Source organism: Paenibacillus sp. JT31N17, from assembly GCF_056269255.1.
In genome coordinates this window covers 94,820-107,414 of record NZ_JBWDNP010000021.1, presented here as the reverse complement: position 1 = coordinate 107,414, position 12,595 = coordinate 94,820, and the positions used below count along the sequence as shown (strand labels likewise).

Genomic DNA, 12,595 nt, shown 5'->3' with positions numbered 1-12,595 from the left:
CTGCTTACACGCACGCCAGCCCCTAGGTGGGGTCCTGTAAGCCGGAAAAACCTTATTGGGTGTACATACAGCCCCCTGCATATCCCAAATGGCAGCTCCAGCCGGGAAAAACCTGCTTACATGCACGCCAGCCCCTAGGTGGGGTCCTGTAAGCCGGAAAAACCTTATTGGGTGTACATACAGCCCCCTGCATATCCCAAATGGCAGCTCCAGCCGGGAAAAAGCTGTTTACTCGCACGCCAGCCCTGGTGAGGCCTAGTAAGCTGGAACCTTGTTGCGTATTCATACAGCCGCCTTCCCTCTTCCACGAAACATGTTGAGCCGTTACACGGCGCAGGGCAATACGGCCTCTGCTTCATCGCTCTAATGCTCACAAACCAAGCCAATCCTTCCTTCAATGAATTCCCTCATCCGGTATTCAGCCTTTTTCGGCAGAGCCTGTAGGGCGGGCTTCGTAACCCCATTCTTCGGCATCTTTTCACTTGTTGGCAGACTCCAAGTAAAGATTCCGGATACCTCTTCGCTTGTTAGAGATTGCGTGAATGCCCTGCACGCCGACCAGTACGAAGAAAGCTGGAGAAAAATGCACTTGTAATAATCAAAGGGCCTTCATGAGTTCGCATTGTATACCCTTCCCAAAGAGATAAATGGTCTATGCCATCGGACACCCGAATTAACGTTAGGGGACATGAGCAAATCTGAGACGGATAACGCCTTGATAAGACAAGCTTTCATTAAATTTCTTACTCCTCAATAGGTGGATAAGCCATGTTAAATTTATGTCCTTGAGAAGGTAGATTGGATTGTATGCCAGCCAGCAGACGCATGGAGGATGGCTATTAAACGGGATGAAGGAAGCTATAACGATGCCCCAGCAGTATTGTACGATGCGATAAAACCGCCGTATGCTTTCCCTTTACAGACATAAACGGGTTTGCTACAATGGCTTTACTTAATTGTTAACCACATTTTTAATTATGGTTAACAATTGAAATGCCTAATGGATGGTGATGTCTTGTGCATACGGATTACGAACGGCTTGCTGCTACAAGCCAGGTGCATCTATGGAATCCTTTTACCCAGATGAAAGACTATCATGCCTCGGAACCTCTCATTATCGAACGCGGCGAAGGCATCAGGCTGTACGATATTCACGGCAGGGCTTATTTTGACGGCTTCTCCTCGGTTTGGCTTAATATTCACGGACATAACGTGCCGGAGCTGAATCAGGCCATAACGGACCAGCTGGGCCGCGTCGCGCACTCCACCCTTCTTGGCATGGCCAATGTGCCCGCCATTGAGCTTGCCGGGAAGCTGGCCGAAATAGCTCCGCCAGGACTGACGAAGGTCTTCTACTCCGATTCCGGAGCAACCGGTGTCGAAATTGCCATCAAGATGGCTTTTCAATATTGGCATAACCGGGGTGTGCGGGGCAAAACGCAGTTTATCACGATGAATCAGGCGTACCACGGGGATACGATCGGCGCGGTCAGTGTCGGTGCGATTCCGCTGTACCATGATGTGTTCCGTCCCATGCTTTTTCCTTCCCATGTCATTCCTTATCCTTATGCCTACCGCTGCGAGGGCGGAGAAGCAGAAGCATTGGAAACTACGCTTACCGCCCTGCGCAGGCTGCTCCATTCGCAGGCGGCCAGCATTGCCGCTCTGATCGTAGAGCCGATTGTGCAGGGGGCTTCGGGCATCATCGTGATGCCGCCGGGCTGCCTGCGTGAAATCGCGAAGCTGTGCCGCGAGCATGATGTCCTGCTAATCGCCGATGAGGTGGCGACTGGCTTCGGCAGGACGGGAGAGATGTTCGCGTGCGACCTTGAAGGGGTTTCCCCTGATCTGATGATCATCGGCAAAGGTCTTACAGGCGGATATTTGCCTGTGGCGGCGACGCTTGCGACCGATGAAGTGTATGATGCGTTTTATGCCGATTACGAGGAGCAGAAAACTTTTTTTCACGGTCATTCCTTTACGGGAAACCCGCTTGGTTGTGCCGTGGCGCTGGCCAGCCTGAAGCTGTTTGAAGAGCGCAGTATGCTGTCAGGGGTTCGGGCCAAGGCATCTTTGGTGGAGCATAGGCTCGCAGCGCTTAAAGAGCGCCCTCATGTTGGGGACATCCGCCAGCAGGGACTGATGATCGGAATCGAGCTTGTACGCGACAAGAATACACGCGAACCGTACGAATGGGCGGAGCGAATCGGCGTCAGGACGAGTCTTAAAGCCAGAGAACTCGGCATGCTGACGAGGCCGCTCGGCAATGTGATCGTGTTCATCCCTCCGCTTGCCAGCAGCGAAGCGGAATTGGAGCTCATGACGGCTATTTTGGTGGAAGCGATAATTTGCGTCACCGAGAGCGGGCCGGCTGCATGAACCAAACGAATGCACAGCCAATTAGAGGACTATTCGTGACGGGTACGGATACCGGCGTTGGCAAAACGGTCGTCACAGCGGCTATCGCCGCTGCACTTCGCGCCGAAGGAAGGAATGTCGGCGTCTGGAAGCCGGTTCAATCCGGCAGCACTTTTGGCAGTGGAAGGACTGATGCCCAGCAGCTGTTGAAGAGCACCGGGATCGATGAACTGCCGGAGGCGGTGGCTCCCTTCTCGTTTGCCGCTCCGCTTACACCGCTGCTCGCAGCCCGGGAAGCGGGAGTTACCCTTACGCTGGAGAAGCTGATTGCATCCGGCGGACCGCTTGCCAAGCGTTACGAAGCGCTCCTTGTAGAGGGAGCGGGGGGCGTGGCTGTTCCGCTGGCAGAGGATGCCCTCGTCGCGGACCTGATGGTAGAGCTTCGTCTGCCCGCACTTATTGTGGCCCGATCCGGCCTCGGCACGATTAACCACACGCTGTTGACGGTGTCATACCTGAAGCTTCGATTAATTTCCATTGTCGGTATCATTCTGAACGATGGCGAATCGGCAGAAACGCATGACGATCCGAGCCTCTCCACAAATGCAGAGCTGATCGAACATTACAGCAGCATTCCGGTGCTTGGCCGTCTTCCCCGGATTCATGCCCCTGAGGATACGAACACGCTGGTACATACTGTACGGCAACATATTCAATTCGCACTGGTCAAAGAGGCGCTTTTGGCTGGAAATTAAGGAGATGACCGAGATGAACACAATTTCACTTCAAATGGAATGGCAATCGTTCGCCCAAAAGGCGTTAAATGGGGAATGCTTGACACTGGAAGAAGGGCTCGCCGTTCTGGAAGCCGGCAATGATGAGCTGCTGCCGCTCATGCATGCCGCGTTCAGTGTGAGGAAGTTCTTTTACGGCAGGAAGGTTAAGCTGAATATGATCATCAATGCCAAAAGCGGGTTGTGTCCCGAAGATTGCGGCTACTGCTCGCAGTCCATCGTATCGACGGCTTCCATACAAAAATACAGTCTGCTGGATAAAGATACCCTGCTCGCCGGAGCGCGCGAAGCCATGGCGCGCAAAGCCGGAACCTACTGCATCGTAGCCTCGGGAAAAGGACCGACGGACAAGGAACTGGAGCAGGTCGCGGACGCGGTACAGGAAATCCGCAGAACCATGCCGCTCAAAATATGCGCTTGTCTGGGCTTGTTGAAGGACGGCCAGGCCGAGCGGCTGGCAGAAGCGGGCGTGCATAGGTACAACCATAACCTGAATACAAGTAAAGCGAACTACCCGGCAATCACCACTACCCACACTTATGGACAGCGTGTAGAGACTGTGGAAAAGGTGAAAGCCTACGGCATGTCTCCCTGCTCCGGAGTCATTATCGGCATGGGCGAGACCCATCAGGAAATTGTTGAAATGGCTTTTGCGCTCCGCGAGCTTGATGTGGATTCCATTCCGGTCAATTTTCTAAATGCGATACCGGGGACACCACTGGAAAAAGCGAACCGTGTGCCGGCCTTAAAAGCGCTGAGGGTGCTGGCCTTGTTCAGATTTATATGCCCCTCCAAGGAAATCCGCGTGGCCGGCGGCCGCGAGGTCAACCTTCGTACGCTGCAGCCGCTGTCGCTATATGCAGCCAATTCCCTGTTTGTGGGCGATTATTTGACGACAGCCGGACAACATGTATCTGAAGATCATCAAATGATTGAAGATATGGGCTTTGAAATTGAAATTAGTGCTCTGTGAGGGCAGGGCGGAATGATCATGAACTGGATGGAAAAAGAGCTTGAGATGATGACTGACGCTTCGCTGGAACGCACCTTGCGAGCCAGCGCTCCGGTGCCCGGATGCCCGGGTTATATCATGCGCGGGGGAAGAAAGCTGCTCGATTTGTCTTCCAACGATTATCTGGGACTTGCGCAGCATTACGCGATTAATGAAGCGATGCGCGAAGCTCAGTCCGCCGAAGGGGCCGGCTCCGGCGCTTCCCGCCTGGTGACGGGCAACCGGCCGTCCTTCGGCCGCCTGGAAACTGCGCTGGCCCTGTGGCAGAACTGCGAAGCAGCGCTTGTTTTTGCCAATGGCTACATGGCCAATACCGGCGTCATCGCCGCGCTGGCAGGCAGAGGCGATGTTGTATTCAGCGATCAGATGAACCATGCGAGCATCGTGGATGGCGTCATACTAAGCCGCGCGGAGCATGCCCGATACCGCCATAACGATATGGAGCATTTGCGGGCCTTATTGAATAAGCACCGGGATAAAAAGAAGAAGCTGATCGTGACAGATGCCGTCTTCTCGATGGATGGCGACCAGGCTCCGCTGCGCGAGCTCGCAGCGATCAAGCGTGAATACGGTGCCATGCTGATGGTGGACGAGGCGCATAGCGGAGGGATATACGGCAGGCGCGGCGAGGGATTATGCCATGAGCTTGGCGTGCAGGCGGACGTGGATGTACATATGGGAACATTCAGCAAAGCGTTTGGCGTCTACGGCGCTTATGTCTGCGGCAGCCGTACGCTGATCCGATGGCTGATAAACAAGGCTAGAACCTTGATCTATTCGACCGCCCTGCCCGCATCCATAGTAGCTGGTATCGCCAAAGCGCTGGAGCTGGTTCAGACCGAGCACTGGCGCCGGGAACGGCTTAATGCTGCGGGCAGGAGACTGCGCTCTTCGCTTGGCGCCGCCGGTTTCAATATCGCTGCGGGAGATTCCCCGATCATCCCCGTCATTATTGGCGATAATGCAGCTGTCTTGCGTTTCAGCAGCGCTCTGGAGGCAGCGGGTATTGCATCGGCGGCAATCCGTCCGCCTACTGTGCCCAAGGGCACGGCGCGGATCCGCCTCTCCTTGTCCGCCGCCCACACGGAACGGGAGCTGGCCGATGCCGCGGCACTCATCTGTGCCGCTGCCCTTCAATCAGGGGTGGCAGGTGGATGAGGCATTCGGGTAGCGGGCCGCCCTTGCAGCAGAAGTCCAGGGGCACGATTTTGTGGCTGGCTGGATGGAGCATGCCGGATACGATTTTTGACCGGCTTCGCTCGCAGCTGCCGGATTTTCAACATCTTTCCGTACAGTACAGCGCTGCCGATTCCGAGGAGGCGATACTGCTTTTGACGGAAGCGGCAGTCAGGAAGGCTCTGTCACCAGACCGGGCTGCCAGTCAGACTGAAATTCACTGCGGCCCCCTTCTGATTGGAGGCTGGTCGCTTGGCGCTTTGCTGGCGCTGAGACTGGCGGCTGCGGGCTGGGCCGATGGTCTCGTCCTGTTTGCGGCCAACGCAAGATTTATCCGCTCCAGGGAAGAGTCTGACCGCGGCTGGGCAGATATCTACCTCAGGCAGATGATTACAGGTCTTGCGAAGAATCGGGATGCCGTAGAGGCCCGATTTCGACAGCTTCTGCTAACGGAGGCGGAATGGAAAAGCGGACTTGGCGCCAGCCTCCCGCCGGCAGGCAGCTGGACTACTCCTGCGCTCCTTGCAGGTCTTCAGATTCTGCGGAACGGGGAATGCCAGTCTCAGCTTCCGGCAATCCTTTGTCCGGCTCTGCTTATACATGGAATAGAGGATATAATTTGCCCATACGGCGCTGCGTCAGAGCTTGCGGCACAATTGCCGCGGGCAGAGCTGCTGGCCCTGCCCGCTTGCGGGCATGCGCCTTTCCTGGGAAGGGAAGCTGATCTGGCCGATGAAATAAGGAGATGGTGGTATGAGCAGCGGCAAGCAGGCAATCCGGCACCAATTTAACCGCAGCGCGGCGGGTATGTATGATATTCACTCCCGAGTTCAGCGCGATATGGCAGACCGGGTGGCGAGATCCCTGGTCCGATGGAAGAGTGAGACGGAGATGGCCGGGTTGGATATTCTGGAGATCGGCTGCGGCACGGGCGCGCTGACTGAAAGATTGGCCGGCCAATGGCCTCGCGCATCGATAACGGCTCTTGATATTGCGCCCGCTATGATCGATGCGGCTAAGCATAGGCTTCAGTTGGACAAGGCCAAACAGGAGGACGGAATTCGCAACCGGCGGGATCCTGTACGTTTTGTTCAGGCCGATGTCGAATTATGGGCGGCTGATGCACCGAAAGACGCATACGATCTCATCGTTTCCAACGCCTGTTTTCAATGGCTGGACAATCCAGGGCAGACGCTTGGCCACATTCAGCGGCTGCTCCGATCAGGAGGGCAGTTGACATTCGCCACCTTTGGGCCGGATACCTTCAATGAGCTGCATGCGTCCTTTCATGAAGCTTATACAGCCAGCGGGCATGCGCCGCAGCGGCACGGGCTTTCCTTTCAATCGGCAGACGGCTGGGCTGATATTCTTGATGAAGCGGGATTTGACAATATTCGCTGTGAGGGTTTTATTCAAAGGGAAATCTACGCCTCCCCCAGGGAATTTCTCCACTCGGTCAAGGCGATGGGGGCCAGCACATCCCGGGCCGACACAACACGCAGTATCGGGACGCGCCGCCTGTTTGCCGATATGTATAAGTCATATGAGGACAAATTCAGCATACAGGGGGGCATTGCTGCCACTTACGACGTTTTGATCATTCAAGCAGAAGCCTCCCGTTAGTGCCATGGTCACGAATTAGGCCCGGATTTTTCATGTAGCTTTCATGTTGGTTTCATATTTGCGTGCTACACTGGGAAAAAACAGTGAGGAGGCGAATGCATGAGGCCGTGGGCTGAGTTTGAAGATGTCATTACCCCGCATCTGAATCATTTACGGACCTATTGTTTTTATTTGACGGCATCTCATTGGGAAGCGGAGGATTTGCGTCAGGAGACGCTGCTCCGGGCTTTCAAGCATTACCGCAGCAAGGGTGATGTCCAATATCCGCGATCATTATTGTATAAAATAGCCCGAAACGTTTACATAGACGCATATCGCAGGCGCAGGGGCATTATGGTTCCTATAGATGAAGCAGGTGAGCAGTCCTATTGCGATGAGAATTATGCCTCCGTGCGAGGGCTGCTGGAGTGGGTAACGGAGCATTTGTCGGAGCGTGAAGTGGAAATGCTGCTGCTAGCCGAGGTATTTCGTTATTCCTATCAGGATATTGCAGATGAACTGGATTGTACCGTGCCTGCGGTCAAAATGGTGCTCCACCGTTCCAAGCAGGCTCTGCGCAAACGAGGCGCCCAGCATAAGGCTACGGGTGAACTGATCTCGCTCAAACCGCAGCTGAAGCCTCCCATGCGCATGCCCAGACGATCCTTCGTCGTCGACAGATGGACACGCGCCGTGATGAATTACGAAAGCAGATGAGCCGTAATGTCCGCGTAACATAAAGCGCGGACGGTCTTGCTCTGATCTGTCGAGCATCGTGTGAAGCTACCCATCTTATTCTTTTCATTCGAAATCATTGCGAAGCTACCTGTCATATTCTTATATTTCGAGCATCGAGCGAAGCGCGATCGATCTTGATCTATCGAGCATCATGCGAAGCTATTCGTCTTATTCTTATCATTAGAAGTCATTGCGAAGCGCTATCGGTCTTATTCTGAAAGGCTGGTGCAAAAGGCCTGGCTGCGCATGAGGAAATGTCTGATATTCGCGGGGAGTTAAAAAGGCGATTTAGCCTTATCATTAGATGAAATAGCGGTTGTGGCGCTGAATCGGCTAATAAAGCGCGTCAGCGCTCTTCTTTTTGTTGTATGGGTGGTGAAGTGCCATTCGGCTTGGCTTTGAATCTTGAGCGCGGAGCGGGCGGAATCGTTCTGGAGAAACGATAGTGGTCGCCTTTGTCTTTCGAAATTTACCGCTAAATGTTTTATCCAATCAAGAATTCCGAAGGACAACAGCGATCGTAAGAATGATCCGCCCGCGCAGCGTGCCTTTATCAATATAGAATGATCCGCACGTGCAGCGTGCCCTTATCAATATAGAATGATCCGCACGTGCAGCGTGCCCTTATCAATGTAGAATGATCCGCCCGCGCAGCGTGCCCTTATCAATGTAGAATGATCCGCCCGCGCAGCGTGTCTTGATCGATGAAATTGATCCGTCCGTGCAGCATTCCCTTAATAGTTTCGCCCCAAACCACCTTTCAGCGAACAATCGCGAAAAAGGTGGTTTTTTGTTCGTTCCTATCCCATTTTATCGCCAGTTGTAAAATATAATTTATTTTTATTATAAAAATGTAATAAAAAGGCGATTCAATTTATAATTATTGTTTATTTATCATAGTTGGCCTCTGATGTAAAACTCCTTGTGCAGGATCATACTGCAATATACGAGAGGAAAAAGGAGGATGGGGCGGATGAGGGTGGCTCTGCCTACGAGAGCCAAAAATAAGCAATTTTATCCTGAAATACTGGAAATGACCTCCTGCGGCAAAGATGTTAGCCTTATATAAGTCTTCTTAATAAATATAGACGAAGGGTTGTGTAAGCATTTGAAGAAGGTTTGGGCGATCGTCGTTTTGCTGCCAATGCTTTTATTGGCGGCATGTGGTCAGAACAGCAATGAACCGGCTGCCGGCAACAATACGGCTGGGACATCACCGGCAAATAACAATGCCAATGCATCCGGGGGGAACAGCGAGGCGACAGGGACCTTGGCTGACGCGCAGAAAAAAGGATCGGTAACAATCGGTTTTGCCAACGAGAATCCTTATGCATATAAAGATGCCGACGGAAAGCTGACCGGTGAGGCGGTGGAGATCGCCCGCGTTATCCTGGATCGGCTGGGCATTAAGGAAATAAAGGGAGAATTGACCGAGTTTACTTCCTTGATCGCTGGTCTGCAGGCCAAACGCTTCGACATGATTACGGCGGGGATGTTCATTAATCCCAAACGCTGCGAAGCGGTGCTGTTCGCTAATCCCGAGTACAGCATCGGCGAGGCGATAGCGGTGAAGCAGGGAAATCCGCTCAAGCTGGGGAGCTATAAGGATATTGCCGATAACGACAAGGCCAAGGTTGCCGTTATGGCCGGTGCCGTTGAGCTGGATTATCTGAAGGCGTCCGGCATTCCGGAAGATCGGATGGTTATTGTACCGGATCAGGATGCAGCCATCAGCGCGCTGCAGTCCGGACGCGCCGATGCCATGACGATGACGGGCCCGGCCCTGCAATCCAGACTGGACAGTGCGAAGGACGCCAAGCTGGAGCGGGTCATGGACTTTGAACAGCCAACGGTGGATGGCAAAGATGTTACGGGCTACGGCGCTACGGCCTTCCGTCCGGAGGATACGTCTTTCCAGGAGGCCTATAACGCAGAGCTTGAGAAGATGAAGGAATCCGGCGAGCTGCTGGAAATTCTCAAGAAATTCGGTTTTACGGAGCAGGAGCTGCCTGGAGATATGACCTCCAGCCAGTTATGTGAGGGATAATCATGACTCCGACCTGGTCGGCTATGTTTCCGCTCCTGTACGAAGGGATCAAGATTACGATTCAAGTTACGGTAATGGCCGGGATTGTCGCATTGATCGTTTCTGTGGCGGCTGGTCTTTGCCGGGTATCGAGCTATGCGGTTGTACGCGGTATTTCCCGCATCTACGTTGATCTGTTTAGAGCCTCCTCCCTTCTTGTACTTATGTTTTGGATCTACTTCGCTCTGCCGTTTGCGGGAATAGAGCTGAGCAAGATGGTTACGGCAGTGCTGGCTATCGGCTTGAACTGCGGGGCATACGGCTCGGAAATCGTACGAAGCTCCATATTGGCTGTTCCTTCCGGTCAGTATGAAGCCTCCTTGGCGCTGAACCTGACCCCTCGGCAGCGAATGTGGCGGGTGGTCATTCCGCAGGCCGTTGTCCGCATGCTGCCGCCTTTTGGGAATTTATTGATCGAGCTGCTGAAATCGACCTCGCTGGTCTATTTTATTACGCTGAGCGATCTAACCTATGAAGCCATGATTCTCCGCAATAATTATTTATCATGGACCCCGCAGATATTTGGTCTGCTGCTTGTGATCTATTTTGCCCTGTCTGCATGCATCACGGTCACGATCCGGCTGCTGGAACGCAAATTTGCGGCTTGGAGGTGAATGAGAAATGTGGAAATGGGATTATGTCTGGGAATTATTGCCTGAGCTGCTCGGCGCTCTGCGGGTAACGCTTTATGCGACCTTGTGCGGGTTTCTGGTTGCGGCTGCAGTCGGCTTGCTGCTGGCGGTTGGTTCCCGCTCCAGATTTGCCGTGTTGCGGTATACGATCCGCGGCTTCGTGGAGTTCGTGCGCAGCACGCCGCTGCTGGTGCAGGTGTTCTCGCTGTTTTATATTTTGCCGATGCTGTTTCCTTCGGCTTCCTTGTCCGCGTTCACGACTGGGGTAATCGGGCTGGGGCTGCATTACAGCACGTATTTGTCCGAGGTTTACCGCTCCGGCATCGACGGAGTGCCCCGCGGTCAATGGGAAGCGGCCAGCGCGCTTAATTTTACGAAAACGCAAACGTGGATCAAAATCATACTGCCTCAGGCTTTCCGGCCGATTGTGCCGGTGATGGGCAACTATTTGATTGTTATTTTCAAGGAAACTCCGATATTGATGGCGATTACGCTCGTTGAGCTGCTGCTCACCGCGAAGAATGCCGCCTCTGATTCTTATCGGGTGTTTGAACCCTATACCGTTGTAGGAGTGCTGTTCCTGATTATCAGCCTGATCATGACCGTGCTGTTCCGGTTTCTGGAGAAGAAGCTTAACGGGAAATACGCAGGGTAAGGAGTGAGGTCCGAATGAGCATGCAGTTGGAGAAACAAACAGAGGAGCTGGACGCACGGGAAGACCGGAACGGAAGGTTCGCGGATGTCCAGCCGATTGTGAAATATAACAATATAACGAAATCCTTCGGGGAGCTGGAGGTAATCAAGGGTGTGGATCTGGAGCTTTATCCGGGAGAGAAGATCGCTATGATCGGACCGAGCGGATCGGGCAAAACCACGCTTGGCCGCCTGCTCATGACGCTCGAGGAGCCGACTGGCGGAACAATCGAGCTGGATGGCGAGCTGCTGTGGCATATGGAGGTCAAAGGCAAGCTGGTCCGTGCGGACGAGAAGCATCTGCATCGGATGCGGGGCAAGGTGGGAATGATCTTTCAGCATTTCAATCTGTTCCCGCATATGAACGTTCTGCGCAATGTGACGATGGCTCCGCGTACCGTGCTGGGCTTGTCCAGGGAAGAAGCGCATGACCGCGCCATCACGATGCTGCGCAAGGTGGGGCTGGAGGAGAAGCTGGAGGTGTATCCTTCACAGCTCTCCGGCGGACAGAAGCAGCGCGTCGCCATTGCCCGGGCGCTCGTCATGCAGCCCAAGGTGATGATATTCGACGAGGTGACCTCTGCGCTTGATCCCGAGCTGGTCGGCGAGGTGCTGGAGGTCATTAAGGAAATCGCCCGCGAAGGCGAGATGGCGATGCTGCTGATCACGCACGAGATGGAGTTTGCAAGAGACGTGGCCGACCGGATCATCTTTGGCGCGGAAGGCAGAATTGTGGAGCAGGGAACGCCTGAGCAAATATTTGAGAATTCACAGAGCGAGCGCCTGCAGTCCTTCCTCGGACGCTTCGCCGGCGCTGCTTCCCCATCATCATGACAAAGGGGCAAGGGCCGATGGGAGGCAATCCGCCCCTCGATGAGGTTGTGCCAGGAAGAAATGACTGTCGCCGTCCTTTGGCGGAATTTCTTCCCCGGAACTTATAGAACACGGTAGAGGTGAAGCGTTATACAGCTTATAAATTTGAATAAACCGTCGGCCTCCGACGGCAAGCAGGTATGGCAGCTGGTGAAGGATGCAGGGACGTTGGATCTCAATTCCGTATACAGCTACATCATGCTGTGCGATGTTTTTCGCGATACCTGCGTCATCGCTGTCCAGGAGGAAAGAATCGTGGGGTTTATGTCCGCTTACAAGAGACCGGATCAGCCGGATACGCTGTTTATCTGGCAGGCCGTGGTCGGCAGCGCTTGGCAGGGTAACGGATTGGGCAAAAAAATGCTCCGCGAGCTGCTGAATCGGGAAGAAAATGGCCCGATCCGCTTTGTTGAGGCGACGATTGGACCGGATAATATGGCTTCACAAAGGATGCTCATGGGAATTGGCGAGGAAAATGGCGGACAATGTCATATTACGGAATATTATCCGGCCGCTTATTTTCCCGAAGAATCCGATCATGAGCCGGAGCTGCTGTTTCGTATCGGACCGTTTACAAATAATTCTCTAGGAGTGATTCGGTGAGCGAAGTCAAGAAGGACGCAGCGGATTT

General features: G+C 53.8%; 12 protein-coding genes. All 12 read left to right on the top strand.

Annotated elements, in window-relative coordinates; translation table 11 throughout:
- The first annotated feature begins 1,017 nt into the window (after positions 1-1,017).
- The 12 genes from bioA (at position 1,018) to ectA (ending at position 12,567) form a co-directional block, all read left to right on the top strand.
- Positions 1,018-2,379 carry an adenosylmethionine--8-amino-7-oxononanoate transaminase gene (bioA, locus tag AC0YOB_RS35030; RefSeq protein WP_475796724.1) on the top strand — a complete coding sequence of 454 codons (1,362 nt, stop codon included), beginning with the start codon at positions 1,018-1,020 and terminating at the stop codon, positions 2,377-2,379.
- Positions 2,376-3,113 carry a dethiobiotin synthase gene (gene bioD, locus AC0YOB_RS35025; protein WP_475796723.1) on the top strand — a complete coding sequence of 246 codons (738 nt, stop codon included), beginning with the start codon at positions 2,376-2,378 and terminating at the stop codon, positions 3,111-3,113. Before bioA ends, bioD begins: the two co-directional genes overlap by 4 nt.
- A 13-nt stretch (positions 3,114-3,126) precedes the next feature.
- On the top strand, positions 3,127-4,125 hold the full coding sequence (gene bioB, locus AC0YOB_RS35020; protein ID WP_475796722.1) for a biotin synthase BioB: 999 nt from the start codon (positions 3,127-3,129) through the stop codon (positions 4,123-4,125).
- An 18-nt stretch (positions 4,126-4,143) separates the two neighbouring features.
- On the top strand, positions 4,144-5,322 hold the full coding sequence (bioF, locus tag AC0YOB_RS35015) for an 8-amino-7-oxononanoate synthase (RefSeq protein WP_475796721.1): 1,179 nt from the start codon (positions 4,144-4,146) through the stop codon (positions 5,320-5,322).
- Positions 5,319-6,131 carry an alpha/beta hydrolase gene (locus AC0YOB_RS35010; protein WP_475796720.1) on the top strand — a complete coding sequence of 271 codons (813 nt, stop codon included), beginning with the start codon at positions 5,319-5,321 and terminating at the stop codon, positions 6,129-6,131. The genes bioF and AC0YOB_RS35010 overlap by 4 nt, the downstream gene beginning before the upstream one ends.
- Positions 6,094-6,963, top strand: a complete 870-nt coding sequence (bioC, locus tag AC0YOB_RS35005) for a malonyl-ACP O-methyltransferase BioC (RefSeq protein ID WP_475796719.1) — start codon at positions 6,094-6,096, stop codon at positions 6,961-6,963. The genes AC0YOB_RS35010 and bioC overlap by 38 nt, the downstream gene beginning before the upstream one ends.
- A 99-nt stretch (positions 6,964-7,062) precedes the next feature.
- Positions 7,063-7,659, top strand: a complete 597-nt coding sequence (locus AC0YOB_RS35000; RefSeq protein ID WP_210038836.1) for an RNA polymerase sigma factor — start codon at positions 7,063-7,065, stop codon at positions 7,657-7,659.
- Positions 7,660-8,788: 1,129 nt separating this feature from the next.
- Entirely contained in the window at positions 8,789-9,727 is a 939-nt protein-coding gene (gene ehuB, locus AC0YOB_RS34995) for an ectoine/hydroxyectoine ABC transporter substrate-binding protein EhuB (RefSeq protein ID WP_475796718.1), read from the top strand.
- A gap of 2 nt (positions 9,728-9,729) precedes the next feature.
- Positions 9,730-10,380 carry an ectoine/hydroxyectoine ABC transporter permease subunit EhuC gene (ehuC, locus tag AC0YOB_RS34990; protein WP_475796717.1) on the top strand — a complete coding sequence of 217 codons (651 nt, stop codon included), beginning with the start codon at positions 9,730-9,732 and terminating at the stop codon, positions 10,378-10,380.
- Between the two features lie 7 nt (positions 10,381-10,387).
- The gene (ehuD, locus tag AC0YOB_RS34985) at positions 10,388-11,053 is read left to right on the top strand and encodes an ectoine/hydroxyectoine ABC transporter permease subunit EhuD (RefSeq protein ID WP_475796716.1); all 666 of its coding nucleotides are present in this window, start codon (positions 10,388-10,390) and stop codon (positions 11,051-11,053) included.
- 14 nt (positions 11,054-11,067) lie between these two features.
- Positions 11,068-11,925, top strand: a complete 858-nt coding sequence (gene ehuA / locus AC0YOB_RS34980; protein ID WP_475796715.1) for an ectoine/hydroxyectoine ABC transporter ATP-binding protein EhuA — start codon at positions 11,068-11,070, stop codon at positions 11,923-11,925.
- Positions 11,926-12,069: 144 nt separating this feature from the next.
- Entirely contained in the window at positions 12,070-12,567 is a 498-nt protein-coding gene (gene ectA, locus AC0YOB_RS34975; protein WP_475796714.1) for a diaminobutyrate acetyltransferase, read from the top strand.
- The last annotated feature ends 28 nt before the right edge of the window (positions 12,568-12,595 follow it).

What these genes read in the sequence shown, in the direction of transcription:
- bioD (WP_475796723.1), top strand. Translation starts at nt 2,376, where the DNA reads ATGAACCAAACGAATGCACAGCCAATTAGAGGACTATTCGTGACGGGT.
- bioB (WP_475796722.1), top strand. Translation starts at nt 3,127, where the DNA reads ATGAACACAATTTCACTTCAAATGGAATGGCAATCGTTCGCCCAAAAG.
- bioF (WP_475796721.1), top strand. Translation starts at nt 4,144, where the DNA reads ATGAACTGGATGGAAAAAGAGCTTGAGATGATGACTGACGCTTCGCTG.
- AC0YOB_RS35010 (WP_475796720.1), top strand. Translation starts at nt 5,319, where the DNA reads ATGAGGCATTCGGGTAGCGGGCCGCCCTTGCAGCAGAAGTCCAGGGGC.
- bioC (WP_475796719.1), top strand. Translation starts at nt 6,094, where the DNA reads ATGAGCAGCGGCAAGCAGGCAATCCGGCACCAATTTAACCGCAGCGCG.
- AC0YOB_RS35000 (WP_210038836.1), top strand. Translation starts at nt 7,063, where the DNA reads ATGAGGCCGTGGGCTGAGTTTGAAGATGTCATTACCCCGCATCTGAAT.
- ehuC (WP_475796717.1), top strand. Translation starts at nt 9,730, where the DNA reads ATGACTCCGACCTGGTCGGCTATGTTTCCGCTCCTGTACGAAGGGATC.
- ehuD (WP_475796716.1), top strand. Translation starts at nt 10,388, where the DNA reads ATGTGGAAATGGGATTATGTCTGGGAATTATTGCCTGAGCTGCTCGGC.
- ehuA (WP_475796715.1), top strand. Translation starts at nt 11,068, where the DNA reads ATGAGCATGCAGTTGGAGAAACAAACAGAGGAGCTGGACGCACGGGAA.